15 protein-coding genes are annotated in these 16,543 nt (G+C 62.7%); 5 read left to right on the top strand and 10 right to left on the bottom strand.

Features of this window, described 5'->3' with window-relative positions:
* The first annotated feature begins 6 nt into the window (after positions 1-6).
* Positions 7-1,797, top strand: coding sequence for an aspartate--tRNA ligase (gene aspS / locus ACQR1W_RS39095; protein ID WP_434855761.1), 1,791 nt, complete (start codon positions 7-9; stop codon positions 1,795-1,797).
* Positions 1,798-1,812: 15 nt separating this feature from the next.
* Here aspS and ACQR1W_RS39090 read toward each other — a convergent pair whose 3' ends face one another.
* Positions 1,813-2,661 carry a metallophosphoesterase family protein gene (locus ACQR1W_RS39090; RefSeq protein ID WP_434855760.1) on the bottom strand — a complete coding sequence of 283 codons (849 nt, stop codon included), beginning with the start codon at positions 2,659-2,661 and terminating at the stop codon, positions 1,813-1,815.
* A gap of 529 nt (positions 2,662-3,190) precedes the next feature.
* On the opposite strand from ACQR1W_RS39090, the gene ACQR1W_RS39085 reads away from it, so the two are divergent.
* Together ACQR1W_RS39085 and ACQR1W_RS39080 are read left to right on the top strand one after the other, a co-directional pair.
* A complete protein-coding gene (locus ACQR1W_RS39085; RefSeq protein WP_434855759.1) occupies positions 3,191-4,747 on the top strand; it encodes an ABC transporter substrate-binding protein in 1,557 nt (518 codons plus the stop codon).
* Between the two features lie 184 nt (positions 4,748-4,931).
* Positions 4,932-5,363 carry a hypothetical protein gene (locus ACQR1W_RS39080; RefSeq protein WP_434855758.1) on the top strand — a complete coding sequence of 144 codons (432 nt, stop codon included), beginning with the start codon at positions 4,932-4,934 and terminating at the stop codon, positions 5,361-5,363.
* 103 nt (positions 5,364-5,466) lie between these two features.
* Here ACQR1W_RS39080 and ACQR1W_RS39075 read toward each other — a convergent pair whose 3' ends face one another.
* Together ACQR1W_RS39075 and ACQR1W_RS39070 are read right to left on the bottom strand one after the other, a co-directional pair.
* The gene (locus ACQR1W_RS39075) at positions 5,467-5,913 is read right to left on the bottom strand and encodes an avidin/streptavidin family protein (protein WP_434855757.1); all 447 of its coding nucleotides are present in this window, start codon (positions 5,911-5,913) and stop codon (positions 5,467-5,469) included.
* A 23-nt stretch (positions 5,914-5,936) separates the two neighbouring features.
* Positions 5,937-6,290, bottom strand: a complete 354-nt coding sequence (locus ACQR1W_RS39070) for a cupin domain-containing protein (RefSeq protein WP_434855756.1) — start codon at positions 6,288-6,290, stop codon at positions 5,937-5,939.
* 192 nt (positions 6,291-6,482) lie between these two features.
* Between ACQR1W_RS39070 and ACQR1W_RS39065 the strand changes: the two genes are divergently transcribed.
* Entirely contained in the window at positions 6,483-7,271 is a 789-nt protein-coding gene (locus tag ACQR1W_RS39065) for an outer membrane protein (protein WP_434855755.1), read from the top strand.
* A gap of 148 nt (positions 7,272-7,419) precedes the next feature.
* On the opposite strand, the gene ACQR1W_RS39060 is transcribed toward ACQR1W_RS39065, so the two are convergent.
* From ACQR1W_RS39060 to ACQR1W_RS39050, 3 genes are all read right to left on the bottom strand, one after another.
* Positions 7,420-7,977 carry a sterol desaturase family protein gene (locus ACQR1W_RS39060; protein ID WP_434855754.1) on the bottom strand — a complete coding sequence of 186 codons (558 nt, stop codon included), beginning with the start codon at positions 7,975-7,977 and terminating at the stop codon, positions 7,420-7,422.
* Between the two features lie 228 nt (positions 7,978-8,205).
* The gene (locus ACQR1W_RS39055) at positions 8,206-9,384 is read right to left on the bottom strand and encodes a cytochrome P450 (RefSeq protein WP_434855753.1); all 1,179 of its coding nucleotides are present in this window, start codon (positions 9,382-9,384) and stop codon (positions 8,206-8,208) included.
* 81 nt (positions 9,385-9,465) lie between these two features.
* Positions 9,466-10,257 (bottom strand): helix-turn-helix transcriptional regulator, encoded by a 792-nt coding sequence (locus ACQR1W_RS39050; protein WP_434855752.1) that lies wholly within the window; start codon positions 10,255-10,257, stop codon positions 9,466-9,468.
* A 193-nt stretch (positions 10,258-10,450) separates the two neighbouring features.
* On the opposite strand from ACQR1W_RS39050, the gene ACQR1W_RS39045 reads away from it, so the two are divergent.
* Positions 10,451-11,599 carry an ABC transporter substrate-binding protein gene (locus tag ACQR1W_RS39045; protein ID WP_434855751.1) on the top strand — a complete coding sequence of 383 codons (1,149 nt, stop codon included), beginning with the start codon at positions 10,451-10,453 and terminating at the stop codon, positions 11,597-11,599.
* Positions 11,600-11,608: 9 nt separating this feature from the next.
* On the opposite strand, the gene ACQR1W_RS39040 is transcribed toward ACQR1W_RS39045, so the two are convergent.
* From ACQR1W_RS39040 to ACQR1W_RS39025, 4 genes are all read right to left on the bottom strand, one after another.
* Entirely contained in the window at positions 11,609-12,268 is a 660-nt protein-coding gene (locus ACQR1W_RS39040; RefSeq protein ID WP_434855750.1) for a TadE/TadG family type IV pilus assembly protein, read from the bottom strand.
* A gap of 10 nt (positions 12,269-12,278) precedes the next feature.
* Positions 12,279-12,833, bottom strand: a complete 555-nt coding sequence (locus ACQR1W_RS39035) for a TadE/TadG family type IV pilus assembly protein (RefSeq protein ID WP_434855749.1) — start codon at positions 12,831-12,833, stop codon at positions 12,279-12,281.
* Positions 12,834-12,842: 9 nt separating this feature from the next.
* Positions 12,843-14,243, bottom strand: coding sequence for a TadE/TadG family type IV pilus assembly protein (locus tag ACQR1W_RS39030; RefSeq protein WP_434855781.1), 1,401 nt, complete (start codon positions 14,241-14,243; stop codon positions 12,843-12,845).
* Positions 14,244-14,698: 455 nt separating this feature from the next.
* Positions 14,699-16,186, bottom strand: coding sequence for an MFS transporter (locus ACQR1W_RS39025; RefSeq protein ID WP_434855748.1), 1,488 nt, complete (start codon positions 16,184-16,186; stop codon positions 14,699-14,701).
* Positions 16,187-16,543: the final 357 nt, after the last annotated feature.

Genomic DNA, 16,543 nt, shown 5'->3' with positions numbered 1-16,543 from the left:
ACGACCATGCATCGCTACCGGACCCATACCTGCGGCGCGCTCCGCGAGAGCAACATCGGAGAGACGGTGCGGCTGTCCGGCTGGTGCCATCGCATCCGCGACCATGGCGGCGTGCTGTTCGTCGACCTGCGCGACCATTACGGCATCACCCAATGCGTGGTGGACCCGGATTCGCCGGCGTTCGCTCTTGCCGAGAAGCTGCGCTCGGAATGGGTGGTCCGCATGGAGGGCAAGGTGCGTCGCCGGCCCACCGGCGCGGACAACAAGAGCACCGACAATGACGAGCTGCCGACCGGCAAGATCGAGCTCTACGTGTCCGACATCGAGGTACTCGGACCCGCGGACGAGCTGCCGCTGCCGGTATTCGGCGAGCAGGAATATCCCGAGGACATCCGGCTGAAGTACCGCTTCCTCGACCTGCGCCGCGAGAAGCTGCACGCCAACATCATGCGCCGCATGGCGATCATCGACTCCATGCGCCGGCGCATGAAGGAGCAGGGCTTCTTCGAATTCCAGACCCCGATCCTGACTGCGTCCTCGCCGGAAGGTGCGCGCGACTTCCTGGTGCCCTCGCGCATCCATCCCGGCAAGTTCTACGCGCTGCCGCAGGCGCCGCAGCAGTACAAGCAGCTGCTCATGATGAGCGGCTTCGACCGCTACTTCCAGATCGCGCCGTGCTTCCGCGACGAGGACCCGCGTGCCGACCGCCTGCCGGGCGAGTTTTATCAGCTCGACGTCGAGATGAGCTTCGTCACGCAGGAGGACGTGTTCGCGGCGATGGAGCCGGTGATCCGTGGCGTGTTCGCGGAGTTCGCCGACGGCAAGCCGGTAACGGAGGTCTTCCCGCGCATTCCGTTCGCGGAAGCGATCCGCAAATATGGCTCCGACAAGCCTGACCTGCGCAACCCGATCGAGATGGCCGACGTCTCCGAGCACTTCCGCGGCTCCGGCTTCAAGGTGTTCGCGCGGATGCTGGAGGACCCGAAGAACCAGGTCTGGGCAATCCCGGCGCCGACGGGCGGCTCGCGCGCCTTTTGCGACCGCATGAACTCCTGGGCGCAAGGCGAGGGTCAGCCTGGTCTCGGCTACATCATGTGGCGCGAGGGCGGCGAGGGCGCTGGTCCCTTGGCCAACAACATCGGCCCGGAGCGCACCGCTGCGATCCGCACCCAGCTCGGTACCAAGGAGGGCGATGCGGCCTTCTTCGTCGCCGGTGATCCCGACAAGTTCTGGAAGTTCGCAGGCCTCGCCCGCAACAAGGTGGCGGACGAGCTGAACCTCGCCGACAAGGAGCGCTTCGCGCTCGCCTGGATCGTCGACTTCCCGATGTACGAGTACAACGAGGACGACAAGAAGGTCGACTTCTCGCACAATCCGTTCTCCATGCCGCAGGGCGGCCTGGACGCGCTGCAGACCCAGGACCCGCTGACGATCAAGGCGTTCCAGTACGACATCGCCTGCAACGGCTATGAGATCGCCTCCGGCGGCATCCGCAACCACAAGCCGGAAGCGATGGTGAAGGCGTTCGAGATCGCTGGCTATGGCGAGCAGGATGTGGTCGAGCGCTTCGGCGGCATGTACCGCGCCTTCCAATACGGCGCGCCGCCCCATGGCGGCATGGCGGCTGGTGTCGACCGCATCGTGATGCTGCTCTGTGGCACCACGAACCTGCGCGAGATCTCGCTGTTCCCGATGAACCAGCAAGCCGTCGACCTGTTGATGGGCGCTCCGTCGGAGGCAACGACCAAGCAGCTGCGCGAGCTGCACATTCGGACCAACCTGCCGAACAAGGGCTAGGCGCCGAAACGCCGGTCAGTCTGCGTCCGGTGGGGGCGACGGCGGCATGTCGCGCAGGAACGAATAGCGGCGGTGGCCCTTGATCGCAGCGAGATCGTGCGAGACGAGGCCGGCGGGCCGCTCGATGGTGACATCGACGGTGGCTTCCGAGAAATCGAGCACGGTGAGCCCGCAACGGTCGTCACCGCCATGCGCCTGCGGGGCGGCGAAGGCGACAGCCGGCACCCAGAGGTGCCGCAGGTTGCCGACCATGCGGTCGCGATGTTGATGCAGGTGACCGCTGACGATCAGGCGAACGTCTGAGCGATCGAGCCTGTCCAGCAGCCGGGCCCGAGCCCGCGGCACCATGCATGAGGAGCTTTCGGCATCCTCGGTCGGATCGTCAAGGAAGAGGGGCTTGTGCAGGAACAACGCGGTCGGCCGTCCGGCGGTGCTCAACTGCTGGTCGAGCCAGTGATCCTGCGCAGCTTCCCGTGCGAGCCCCGAGCCGAACAGTTGCGCGTCGACGCCGACCAGGCGCCAGCCTCCGACATCGAGCGCCCAGCGATCCCCGCCAAAGCAGCGGTCCCAGCGCGCGAGCCTGTTATCATCGATGATCTGGTCGGGGTCCTGACCGGGCGGCTCGTCGCCGACATCATGGTTGCCGGGCAGGACCATGACACGCCCGTGCAGCTTTGTCAGCGCTGTCGCGGCGAAGGCAATCTCAGCGTCGCTCTCGGGTCCATTGATCGCCAGATCACCGTTGACGATCACCGCATCGGGCTCCGCCGCGTTGGCGAAGTCGCGCGCGACGCACCAGTTCTCCCAGAAGAAGCCATGTGTCGGCGACAGGTGGATGTCCGACAGGACGATGATGCGAGTCATGCCAGCGTCCTAACCAAATCCCTTTCGGAGAGCCTAAGATGCCGAAGCGACAGTGGTATGAACGTCGACGACATCAGGCAGTTGGGATGGCCCGCGATGGCCGGCGCGTCTCTCCAGTGCAAGGTGACCTAGCCTTTAAAGCGTCCTTGCACGTTGTATCTTCCTGCGTCAGCGGTGGTTAAGACTGGAAGAACTTAATCCCCTTGTTCGGATCGCGTGCGAGCAGCACCGGACGCTTCTGATTATCGCAGGCATTTTATCGAACCGCGCGCGAGGCTGACTGCCAAGCAGCGGGGCAAACCGCTGATTCTGAGTAACAATCGATCAAGCTCATTGTTAGTTCGACGTCTTGAAAGACGGAGCTCAAACAGCCGGCAACGTTGCGACCAACAAATTTGTAACGATCCTGTTCAGCCCGCGGCAACGGCGCAATGGATTGCTTTCGGTAATGTGCCTGTTCTTAATATGCAGGCCATCTGAATGATGTAGTGAACATAGCCAACCAATCAGAAGAAAACGGAAAGCTCAAATGACGGTTCGCTGGTCTGTGCTCCTTCTCGGAACTTGCTTCGTGGTGCCTGTGGGCTCCGCTCTTGCCGCTCCCGCCGATGTCGTTCGCGATCTCGCCTCTCGCGTCGGTCCGATCGTCGGTCAGGCCTCGACCTGCCAGAACATTGCGCAGGGACGCGTCCAGACCATCGTCGACCAGTTCGGCGAGGTCATCCGCCAGGCCTCGTCGAGCAACGGCGAGCGCGATCTGCTTGTCCGCAGCTTCAACGGATACATCGCCGACGGCCGCAGCCGAGTGGCTGCCTCGCAGGTGAACTGTCAGATGGCGGAACAGCAATTGGCGGAGCTCGAGCGGTCGCTCAGTCAGCAGCAGTCCGCGGCTCCCGTCATCCCCTTCACGCTGGCACCCTCGACCGCCGCGGCCTCGACGCAGCCCACCGCCAAACTGCCGCCACCCCTTCCGCACGGCGTCAGCGACACCGAGATCCGTTTCGGCACCGTCATCCCCTTTTCCGGTGTCCGCAAGGAGCCCGCGCGCCAGATGAAGCTCGGCATCGAGACGGCGTTCAACCGCGCCAATGACGCCGGCGGAATCAACGGCCGCAAGCTGAGGCTGATTGCCGCCGACGATGCCTACGATCCCAGTCGAACGCTTGCCGCGATGACGCAGCTCTACGAAAAGGATCAGGTGTTCGGCTTCATCGGCAACATGGGCACCGCCAACAACGCGGTCGCGATCCCCTATGCGCTGGAGCGCCGCGCGCTGTTCTTCGCGCCCTATAGCGGCTCGGCCGTCGTTCGCCACGATCCGCCCGACCGTTACGTCTTCAACTATCGCGCGAGCTACGCCGAAGAGACCGCGGCAATCGTGCACTACCTGATGAAAGTCCGGCGCATTCCGGCCAAGCAGATCGCTGTGTTCGCGCAGAACGATGCTTACGGCGACGACGGCGCCAACGGCGTCGCCAAGGCGTTCCGCTCGCTTGGCATCAATGATCCGATCATCCGCTACGGCTTCCCCCGCGGCACGCTGGAGGTCGACGAAGCCGTCAGCAAGCTGAAGGCGCAGACCAAGCCGCCGATCAAGGCCGTGATCATGATCGCGACCGACCGCGCGGCCGCGAAATTCATCGAAAAGACCCACGACGCGGTTCCGGGATTGATCTATGCTAACATCTCGGCCGTTGGGTCCTCGTCGCTCGCCGCCGAGCTGACGCTGCTCGGCCCGAAATACACCGATGGAGTCATCGTCACGCAGGGCGTTCCATCGGTCGCCGGCTATTCCAGCCTCGTGCTCGACTATAAGACTGCGCTGGCAAAATACTTCCCCGGCGAAGCGCCGGACTACACCTCACTCGAGGGTTTCATCTCGGCGAGCATCCTGATCCAGGCGTTGAAGCAGACCACCCCGCTCGAAACCGAGCGGCTGGTCGACACGCTGGAAGCGATGCGCAGCATCGATCTCGGCCTCGGCAGCGCGCTTTCATTCGGACGCGCTGAGCACCAGGCGTCACACAAGATCTGGGGTACCGCGCTCGACGAGACCGGCACCTACCAGGCCATCGAGCTGGAATGACGTCCGAGGCCCGGCGGACCTGATGCAAGGGGCGCCTGCGGGCGCCCCTTCGCAGTTCCAGTACGTGCAACCCTCCGGTCTGCGGCCGTATAGGCTTTGCGGCGCAACATCGAAAACAGGCGACCTCCTTCGAAACCAAGCCTGAGCCGCACGGTTGAACAGCATTCTCGTGGAGGGATGAACCATGCGCGTTTCAACAGCGGCAACCGTCCTGTTCCTGTCCTCTGGTTTTGTCTCCGGGGCGGCGTTTGCCCAGCAGGCGCAGACAACGCCGGGGACAAGCCAAGCCCAAACCACTCCCGTCCAACCGGAACGCACACCCCAGCAGTCAGATCAAGCGCGCGAGCGAGACCGCCAAAGTGCCGAAGACACGCGGGTCAACCGAGACTGGACGACACAACAGCGTGATGAGGATCGTATGCGCCAGCACCGCATGGGCCGCATGATGGATCAGGATATGGATCGTCGCACCACCGGTCAGAACTGGCGGATGCAACGCGGTGACGAGGATATGGATCGCGGCTCGCGGTACTTCGATGAAGATCGACCCTATCGCCGCGTCAAGATTTGCTACGAATACGAGAATGGCGACGAATTTTGTCGCTACCGCGACTAGATGAGCGGCGACATCGTTGCGCTGTAGCAGCGCAAAAGCGCGCAACGCGTTCGCGCGCTTGATATCTGCGCCACCCACGCCCCGTTTCCCGCTCGGTGGGATCTCACGCGCGTTCGAACGTGTCCGCGTTGGTCATGACGGCGTGCGGCCAGCTCGGCCTGTTCGCCACGACAAGCCATACGGTCTGCAGCTGCCCTTCGACCAGCCGGCCGCTGAAAGTCGCGATCGCGCCGTCTGCCGCGTCAGAGGTGCAGAACGCAAAGCTGATGCAATTGCCAGTGTGAACGCCGATGACCGGCCGTACGTCACCGAAAAAGCTGCTGTCGGGCAGGGCCGTCTCGAACGTACCAGCAATCTGGCTGGTCTCGTCACGCGTAATCCGCAATATCGAGCCGTACTGATTTTTCCAGGTTCCGAGCCATTGCATCCGGATCATTCCTCCCGTCGCGTGGACAGGACCGACTTGCGAAAGCCCCCGGCGTTTTTGCTGCACCCATTTTCCAGTACGGACGAATAGGGCGCAACTCAAACGTCGGAGAGCTTCGTGCACTCAGGCAGTTCGGCGCCTGTCCATCACGCCAGGATGCGCGGTGCGGCTGTGGCCTTGTCGCCGCTGTTGGGCGTTCCTGTTGGCTCGATCAGCAGGATGTGCACCTCCTCATGCGCGACGGGCCGGTGCTCGACGCCCTTGGGCACGACGAACACCTCGCCAGGGTTGAGCGTGACGGTGCGATCCCGCAACTCGATGTCGAGCGTGCCCTTCAGCACCAGGAAGAAATCATCGGTGTCGTCATGCTTGTGCCAGTGGTATGGCCCCTCGAGCTTGGCGACCATGATGTCGTTGTCGTTGTAGATCGCCACCGTGCGCGGGGAGAAGCGTTCGGTGAACGTCGTGAGCTTTTCGGCGAGATTGGCAGGAGCTTTCATTGCGTAAGGCCTGACTGCAGGGTTCAAAGTCATCGCCCGTTTGGGGACGGACGACATCCCAGCGTGTTGGAGTTCAGCAACACATGTTCCAGAATTGGAACTTGACCACGCGTTGGTATGGCGCTTGTCATAAGTCTCTGTCACAACGTGTTACCGCTTGTTGCTATCTTATTCACGTTGGTGGAGCTAGGAATGCGCCGGGTTGTAGTGATTGGGTTTGGCATGATCTCGGTTGTGGGTCTTGCCAACGCGGCGTTCGCTGCTGATTTGCCTGCCAAGGTCTACACCAAGGCGCCGGTGGCCGCGCCAATCTACAACTGGGGCGGCTTCTATATCGGCCTCAATGGCGGCGGTGCCTCCAGTCGCAACTGCTGGAATCTCACCAATTCGCTGGGCACCCCGATTCCCACCGCGCCGAGCGTGGGCTGCCACGACGCCACAGGTGCTGTGGCCGGCGGCCAGATCGGCTATCGCTGGCAGATCACCAATTGGGTGTTGGGCCTGGAAGCCCAGGGCGATTGGGCCAACCTGAAAGGCTCCAACACGAGCACGATCGGGACCTTTGGCGGCTTCCCGTTCGCCAACCAGACCAAGATCGACGCGCTCGGCCTGTTCACCGGCCAGGTCGGCTACGCCTGGAATAATGTGCTCTGGTACTTCAAGGGCGGCGCTGCCGTTACCCACGCCAAGTACAATGGCGTGGTGCAAACACCTGTCGGAGCTTTCCCGGCCGGGTTTGCGTTCGACCAGGCCACCGAGACCCGTTGGGGCGGTGCGGTCGGGACCGGTGCTGAATTCGGCTTTGCGCCGGGTTGGTCGGTTGCGATCGAATACGATCATCTCTTCATGGGTAGCAGCAGTTCGAACCTCTACAACACATTCGGAAGGTTCGATCGGACCCAGAGCATCAAGCAGGACGTCGACATGGGGACCGTCCGCGTGAACTACACGTTCGGCGGTCCGCTGGTCGCGAGGTATTGAGAGCAAATATTAGTCGTTTGCGCCTGAAGGCCGAATCTCAAGGGCCCGAGTACGGGACCAGGCTCGAGAGCGTCTGGCCCCGTCTCCCGAGCGCTGGACGCGCCGAAACGGAATTCGGTGAAAGAAGGTCGTCAGGAGCGCGGCGGCCCTATGCATCGCGAGGCCGTGCGCGTCCCGACGCCAGGACAGTGCCAAAGACGTGGTCCCAGAACCCGGTTACGACGCCGAAATTGCCGGGAATGGGGTCGCGATGGTGGCGGAGATGGCGGAGCCGGCAGCTCCGCAGCCAGGAATGTTCCGAAAGCTGCCAGCGATGCACGGCATCGTGAACCAGCAGATACGAGATGTAACCGACGATCAGGCCGCTTGTGCTCCCGCCTGCAATCTCGAGGTCCGCGAAGCGCGCGACCACGGCAAAGAATGACAAGAAAACAACCACGCTGACCCAGATCGGCGCCCCGACGAGGTCGCAGGGCCGCGCATGGTGCATGCCGTGGAGCTCCTTCAGGACGGGGACTTCATGGTAGACGAACCGGTGCACCAGATATTCGGCCAGCGTCCAGAGCATCGCTCCACACAACGCGGCGAAGAGCCAACGCGGGTGCAATGCAAAGCCGTCGCTCTCGACATCGTAAAGCAGAAGGCCGGCCACGACGACCGGGTAGACGAACAGCTCGGCGTAGTAACTGATTTTGCTTTGATTCACGTCGTCCCCACACGCAAAATGACGGACAGTGCGCGCCCCAAGGAGATCAGCCGCAGATTGGCGATCGCCAGCATCAACGTCCGTTGGAGAGCCTAGTCTTGGGCACTGGATAACGGAGTCGTGCGGCAGCAGCGTGACTGGACCAGACGTTCCGACGTCTCCATGGAGCGCCAGCTGTAGCGGACTTGCGGACACGCAGCGCGAGCAGACGCGATATTCCGACCCTGCTCAATGCCGGCATTCGTCCCACATCACTGGCAGGTTCAACAGCCCGCGGAAGGCCCAGCCGCCGATGCGGACCGGCTCGGTCTCGCTGATGCGCAGGTTCTTCAGCCGCGCAAACAGGATCGGCAGCGCGACGTCCGCAATCATCGCCCGTGACGCCCAGGCGCCGGCGCAGAAGTGCGGACCGGCACCGAAGGCGATGCTTTTGGAGGTGTCGCGGCGGATATCGAACCTGTCGGGATCGGCAAAGTGCGTCTCATCGCGGTTGGCCGAGCCGAACATCAGGAACACGCGCTCCTCCGGCGCGAAGGCGACATCGCGGATGATCCAGGGCTTTGCGATCCGGCGCGGCGACATCCCGATCGGCGAGATCCAACGGGCATATTCCTCGAAGGCCTGGATCCAGGGCACATGCCCTTCGCGCGCCAGCGCCAGCTGATCGGGGTGGGTGAGAAGCGCCCAGACGGTGCCTGCGATGGCATCACGCGGCTCGTTCTGGCCGCCGCTGATCGCAAGCTTGATGTTGGCGCGCACGCTCTCGATCGGCATGCCGGAGGCCAGCATCACGCCGAGCAGGCTCGCGTCCGGGGTCTTGGTCAGCACTGGCAGCATGTCGTCAATCGCGGCATCGATGCCGGCGGTGGCGGCGTGGCAGCGCGCTTCGATCGCGCCATCGCCGGTGTAGTTGGCAATGCCGTCGATCATGGCCTGCGACCACGCATTCATGTCCTGAAATCGCATATTGGTCAGGCCGGTGATCAGCTTGAGGCACTCGGCCGAGAACGGCATCGCAAAGTCCCGCACCAGGTCGACGTCTTCAGACGGATCCATCGCGTCGATCAGGCGATCGGCGTGCGCCTGGAACTGCTGCAGCCAGTGCAGCCGGACGGCCTTGGGCGAAACCGCCGGCGCAATCGCCTTGCGCTCGGCCATGTGCGCCTCGCCGTCCTTGCGCATCATGTTGTGGCCCATCAGCCGGTTCATCAACCCGCCCGGCTGATGCGAGCTGAACACGTCGATCTGCTTCTCCGAGACGAAGATGTCGTCGCGGCTGCAGAGCAGGGTGCTGCCGAGCTGCGGCACGAAGGCGATCGGTGCCTCCCGCCGCATCTGTGCCAGCGCAGGGTAGGGGTCGGCCCAGAACGCGGCGACGTCGATATCGATCTGGGGAGCTGTGCTCACAGGCAGGCCTCCGGTCTGACCCGGGTGACGGTAAGCCGCAATGCTTACGTCGTCTGTCCCCGTGATTGGGGACAGCATGTCTCAATTGAGCGGAGGCGGGCTCGCCATCAGCCGCAGCGCGATCCCGAACAGTTCGTTCTGCGAGGCGATGTTGAGCTTCTGATAGGCGCGCTTGCGATAGGTGAAGGTCGAGTTCAGGCTGATGCCGAGATCGGTCGCGATGGCTTCGGAGCTGTAGCCGGACAGGATGCGCAGGCAGACCGCCTTCTCGCGCGAGGTCAGACTGGCGAGCGGCTCATGTGCCGCAAACAGCGCTGCCAGCTTCTGGGCCGGATCTGCCGTAGCAGCATCGGTCTGGAAATGCCGCGCCACGGCTGCGCTGACCAGGGGAGCTACCGTTCCGAGGCGCTGCCGCTCGTCGGCGCGGAAGCAGCCTTGGGGGGCGGTCCGGTAGAAATTGACGTAGTAGCAGGCGCTCCCTGCCCAGATCGCGCAAGCCACCTTGTCGACGATCTCGGAGCTTTCGAAGAACTGCTTCCGATAGTCTCTCGCGTACATGCGGCGCGCGAAGCTCGGCAGCATGATGTGCCGGCAGCCCGACTTGGCGGCGAAGATCGCATCCCGGTTCGGGTCGGCGACGTGGAAATGCTCGGAATAGGCGGCCCCGAGGTCGGGGCCGATGCCGATATTGCCGACGCTCAGGGCCCAGCGCGCCGAACGCTCGTCGTCGAACGCGAACACCATGCAGTGGCCGACATTGGCCACGGCACCGAGCGCCTCGATCAGGACTTGCGGAAACGAGCTCTGCCCAATGGCGAGAACGACCGGGCTGACCGCGCCGGCCGCATCGATGAAAGCTCCTTGAGCTTCCATGCCTCTTCCTCCCGAATGGATCGTTTGAGCGAAGGCTAGCAGCAACGATGGCCGCTTGGAAGCGCGGGCCAGCCCGGGATGTCACCATCCACGGGGACAGACGCGGGCAGCCAGGACCGGTTAGCCTGGGCCGCTTGCAAGCGCTGGCCACATCAACGCGCCGACAGCGGCAGGCGAACGGGGAGGAACCGCCATGCGGCTCGGTCTGGCTGGACTATGCATGCTCGCAGCAATCGCGCTTGGCGCGTCGTGCGCCCGAGCCGAGATCAAGGTCGGTATTGTCGTGTCTGCGACGGGGCCCGGATCGGCGCTCGGCCAGCCGCAGCTCAAGACCGTTGCTGCGCTGCCAAAGGAGATCGCGGGCGAGACCATCACCTACATCGTGCTCGACGACGAGTCGGACAGCGTGAAGGGTCTGCAGAACGCGCGGCGCCTCGTCATCCAGGATCGCGTCGACGTTCTCATCGGCTCCTCGCTGACCCCCGTGACCATGCCGATGCTGGACGTCGCGCTCGAAAGCAAAACGCCGCTGTTGTCCATGGCGGCATCGACCGCGATCGTGCAGCCGATGGACGACAAGCGCAAATGGGCCTTCAAGGTGGTTCCGAACGACGACCTCATGGCCAAGGCCATTCTCAAGCACATCGCCCGATCCGGCATCAAGACGCTCGGCTATATCGGCGTCTCCGACGGCTATGGCGAAGGCTACTATCAGGAGATCAGCCGGCTGGCGCCTGAGCTGGGGCTTTCGATCACCACGCATGAGGTTTATGCGCGCGCCGACACCAGCGTGACGGGCCAGGCGCTCAAGGTGATCTCGACCAATCCGGAGGCGGTCTTCATCGCGTCCGCAGGCACGCCGGCGGTGCTGCCGCAGCAGGCGCTGCGTGAGCGCAACTACGCGGGCAAGATATTCCAGACCCACGGTGTCGCCACCCAGGAGTTCGTCAACCTCGGCAAGGAGAATGTGGAGGGCGCGGTGTTCGCCGGCGAGGCCTTCTCGATCGCGGATGATCTTCCCGCCGACAGCCCGTTCCGGCGCGCCACCGAAGAATTCGTCTCAGCCTACCAGGCTGTGAACGGCAGCAAACCGAACATCTTCGCCGCGCATCTGTGGGATACCGTGGCGCTGTTGAAGCGGGCCATTCCCGTCGCGCTCAAGGCTGCGTCTCCGGGAACCGCGGAGCTTCGCGCGGCGCTGCGCGACGCGCTCGAACACAGCAAGGACGTTTATCTCAACAACGGGCTCTCCAACATGAGCCCGACCGATCACAACGGCTACGACGAGCGCTCCGCCTTCCTGATCAAGGTCGACGGTGGAAAGTTTCGAGTGGCGCAGTAGCCGCTCGCGCTAGCAGCTTTTCTGCTGCAGATGCTGGATGCAGGTGCAGGTTGTCGTCAAGGTCCTACTGTATTTGACGTCGTAATAGGGAAAGCTTGACGAGGTGGGACTGTTGGTCGAGCAGCGCGGAAACAGATAATAGCTGTCGGACAGAGTCACGTTGCCCATGATTCCGTAGCCGAGATTGGGCTTGTAGGTATAGAAGACCTCGGCCAGGATCAGCGAGATATTGGCATTGACCGGTGTGGTGTTTGACGTGAACGCGGACAGTGTCATTGTCTGACCGACAGGCCTCGAGCCGGTCGAACTTGTTGACTCGCTCCATTGCACGGTCGCGTTGCCATTGCTGTCGGTCGAGACTTCGGACACCGTGACCGTCATGAGCGAGCCGTTGCTGTCCGTAGTCGGATAGGGCGCCATGATTGCCGTCGCAGCCCCTAGAATGGCTTGCATCCGGGTCCCAGCGACCTGCGTGTTCTGGGCAACCATGTCGGCGACGCTGTGCGACGTTTCGCTGACCTTGACGTTGATGGCCAGCCCGTTCCCGAATTCGACGCCGCCGAGGAAAAGCACCAGCATGAAAGGGAGCACGATGGCGAACTCGGTGGCCGCCACCGCTCTGACGTCGGTCCGGAAGTCCCGCATACGGAATGACAGGCCGGCGAGCATAGTAAACTCCTTAAGAGGACGGCTCATTCTGGAAGGCGGCAGTGGCCATGATCAGCCGGTTGCCGCTGGAAATATTCGAGAGGTTGAAACCAAGCGGTCCCAGCATGACCGGCCAGATGTACATCACCCGGAGAACGACGATATCGCCGGCCGTGCCGGGATTGAATTGCATATTGTTGACGTTTCCATTGCTGTCATAGGTCGGCGTGAGCAATGACGTGTCAGCTGTCGACCACGCATTGGCAACTCGCAAGTCGACCATCAAGCCGCTGCAGTTGAAGAAGATGCGGATCTTGGTGCAGACCTGTTGCTTGTATGTCGTCTGATCCCAATTCTGCGCCTGCACCTGCCCGGTCTTGACGAGGCGCGCGGATTGAATCACTACCGATTCCAACAACTCCTGAGCGAAGAACACCAGGAACGTCTGAAATAGCGCGATGATGAGAGCAAGGAACGGCGCGGCAATCAGCGCGAATTCGACGGCGGTGGCGCCCTTGCTGTTTCTGATGAAGGCGGCGCAGCTCTTGCCACGCCTCTTCTCTGTTGTGAGGTCCGATGCAGTCATGGGCTGATCCTACTGCACGAGGCTGGCCGTGCTTGATGCGACCTTGATGAAGAGATTGGTCAGCGCCGTCGAGATGTCGCCGCCGGTCTGAACGTCGGAGAAGAATCCTGACGAGGCGCATGATTGCAGGTTCTTTGCGATGGTGCCGGTTGCGGAAGTCGGCTCGTCGTAGGTGTCTATCCAGCTCATGTACCAGTTGTCCGTCACCGGGATATTAGGAGTTTTGAGCTGTAGGTACTCCGTGTAGAGGATCGCGATCTTGATGCCGCGGTTCTTGATGGTCGTGCAGATCGACGTGTCGAGCGGCTGCTGGCATCGACTGTTGCCAGCAAAGGTGCCGTTGGGGCAAGTTGAGGAGATCTTGTCTTCGACGCCGTCGGTGACAAGGAAGATCACCTCCTGTGGCGTGTCTCCTGACGTGTTGCTGCCAAGGCCGGGCGTCGGCATGAGGTTGTTGAGGCTCGTGAGCGCCTTGACGATATCTGTGCCGTTGTCGGTCTTGCAGTTGGTCGTCGTAACGACGCAGTTCTGGTAAACGACCGGCATCAGCGCAATGCTGGAAACCTTGGTCCCAGCCGACGTCGGGGTGGTCAATGACGCCAGCGTGTTCAAACCCAAGTCGAACGTATAGAGCGCCGCTTGATAGGTGGTATTGTTCAGGGCCGACATGCACTGCATGACGCCCCCCGAAACGCCCGACTGTGGGCAGTTCGACCACGAATTGAGCAACTGGTTGACGGCACTCGTCACGAGATCGATCCGCAAGGTGATATTGTTAGCCCGTGCGATCGCGAGGTTATCCTTGGTCCCACCGTCGTGCGCGATATTGGTTTCATGACAGGCGAAGCCGCAATTCTGCGAAGACGATGCTTTCTGGTAAGTGGAGGAGGTGGCGGCGATAAGGTTGCTGATGTCGGTCGCAGTCGCGCCGATTCCCATCGACGGCGAGTCATCCATCAGCAGATAGAAATTCATGTTGGGCGCGCTCGAGGCCATGGCCGTTGCCGAGCCCTTGAGCGGCCAAGCCGCTGCTCCCAGGAAGGATGGAAAATTGTTGATGGACTGCGCGGTGTAGGAAACCTGGATGGTCCGCTGCAGGCCGGAATCAGTGACCGTCACGGTGGGCACCGGTACGGAGACCAGGCCGGGAATATTGGCCTTCGCCGCAAACACGGTCGCCGCTGTATTCTGCACGACCGTGGCGCTGGTCTGGGTCAGCATCGCCGGTCGAACAGACGCGATGGCTGCCGCATCCGCGGCCGCGTCCAACTGCTCCTGCCTGCGCACAGCCTGCGTGTAGTCGAGCGCCATGCCCAAAAGATAGATGGTCGGCACCATCATGAGCGCGAACATGATGGCGACGTTGGCCTCACGATCTCTTGCGAAGCGCAGCAGCAAGCCGCGTAGGATCATCTTCACCCTCTTTGCCGTTCCTGCGGGAGACACGCTTCTCTGCATTTCCCGAAATCGCGGATCGAAGAAGGCAATCAACTATCCCCCTCCGCCGGTCACTCTCGGCAGGTCTCAGACTATGGGGATCACCCGTTAAGCGATGCTTACTGGCATAACGCGAACAGGCCCGACCCGAGATTTGGGCCGCGCCTGGCGAACGCGTAGCATCAACGAAGCCTGAATAATTTGGCGAAGATTGTCGCTAGTTTGCTTTGATCTCGCGGACTTCACGCGCGGCATTTGGAGTTCGGATGTCCTGTGCCGACCACGATACCTCTAACCTGGAGAACTGAACGAAGAGTAACGATGCGCGGAATGAGCTGGCGCAGCTTCTAACGAGCGCAATCGCGCGAGACCAATTCGGGGGGCGCGTCATCGATTGTCGGGCGACGGCAGGGCAGCCATCGTCCGCCTCATCCCAGCCTTTGATCCCGCGCGTCCTGCGTGGTCTCGGACGCCGACTTGGTGGCGGCTTTCTCCACGCCCTTCTCGGCACCCTTGCGGCTTGCGATGGCCGCGACCTTGCGGCCCGAGATCTCGCTGCCGGCGTCGTCGGGCATCTGCCAGAACAGGATGGACGACAGCGCGGAAATGATTGCGACCACGACAAAGGCCGGCGCAAAGGACGAGGCGCTGAGTTCGCTCGCGTCGTGCAGCCACATCGTCGTTTCGACCGAAAACGCGCCGACCGCGACGCCCGCCGATAGCGCGAGTTGCTGGCCGACGGCGGTCAGCGTGGTCGCGCGGCTCATCTGTGCGGTCTCGACCTCGGCATAGGCCACGGTGTTGATCGCGGTGAACTGCAGCGAACGGAAGAAGCCGCCGACCACCAGGATGATCAGGATCAAAAGCAGGGGTGTGTGCGGTGTGAACAACGCACAGGCTGCAAGGAAGACCGAGGAGATCAATGCATTGATCGTCATCAGATGGCGGAAACCGAAAGCCTTGATGATGCGCGCCGCCAGGGCCTTCATTCCCATTGCGCCCGCCGATGAGCCGAAGGTGACGAGGCCCGACTGGAACGGAGACAGGCCGAAGCCGATCTGCATCAGGAGCGGCAGCAGGAACGGCAGTGCGCCGATGCCGAGGCGAAACATGAAGCCGCCGATCAGGCTGGCACGCAGGGTCGGCAGGCGCAGCATCGAGAAGTCCAGCACCGGCGAATTGGTGCGGCGCGAATGCATTACGTAGAGCGTCATCGAGATGGCGCCGACTGCGATCAGGGCTGCGACCACCGACCAGGGCAGCAGGTTGAGGCCTGCCACCGAGAGACCGAATGCAATGCCCGCAAGCCCGATGCCCGCCAGCACCATGCCGTAGAGGTCGAACGGTTCGGGATTGTCGCTCTTGATCGGGGCGATCACGCGCAGCGCCAGCGCGATGCCGGCAAGCCCGATCGGGATGTTGATCAAGAAGATCCAGTGCCAGGAGAAATAGGTGGTGATGAAGCCGCCGAGCGGCGGTCCGATGACGGGGCCGATCAGCGCGGGAACCGTGACCCAGGCCATGGCGCCGACCAGCGCGCTCTTGTCGACGGAACGCAAGAGGACAAGACGCCCGACCGGGGTCATCATCGCCCCGCCGATGCCTTGCAGGATGCGGGCGAACACGAAATTCGACACCGACTGCGACAGCGCGCAGCCGATCGAGCCGAGGATGAAGACGACCACCGCAAGGCTGAAGACCTTGCGCGCGCCGAACCGGTCGGCGGTCCAGCCGCTCGCCGGGATGAAGACGGCAAGCGAGAGCAGATAGGAGGTGATGGCGAGCTTGAGCGTCAGCGGGCTGGTGCCGATATCGGCCGCGATCGCCGGCAGCGACGTCGCGATCACGGTGGAGTCCATGTTTTCCATGAACAGGGCGGCGGCGACGATCAGCGGGATGACGCGTTGCTTATTCATCAAAGGTCGGGCTTGACGGGGACGAGGGGCGGCGGGCAGGGCGGGCTTATCACCGTGCCGCGGTGGGCACCATTGCGCTGTCGGCATGGCCTCGCGCGGGCGAAGCAGCGGGCCGGCCTTGCTGACCTGAAACTTCCGTCTCGGAATCAAGCGTCCCGTGATATTTTGTTCCACTGCACGCCTGGATTTCAGTGCGCCGGGCGCGAGCGGCCTCTCCGGCCCGCATTTGCGGGATTCCGGCCGCACGGCCCTTTGATTCGTCACAGGCCCATGCTATCGACCCGCGTCAACCCCATTGATGGGCATCGATTCGACGGCGGGCCGCAGGGTTCGCCGGTAGTGGCGCTCATCCGAATT

The sequence above is a fragment of the Bradyrhizobium sp. HKCCYLS1011 genome (assembly GCF_051167795.1).
Lineage (GTDB): Bacteria > Pseudomonadota > Alphaproteobacteria > Rhizobiales > Xanthobacteraceae > Bradyrhizobium.
The sequence above is the reverse complement of the archived record's forward strand: the minus strand, read 5'-3'. Positions and strand labels throughout refer to the sequence as shown.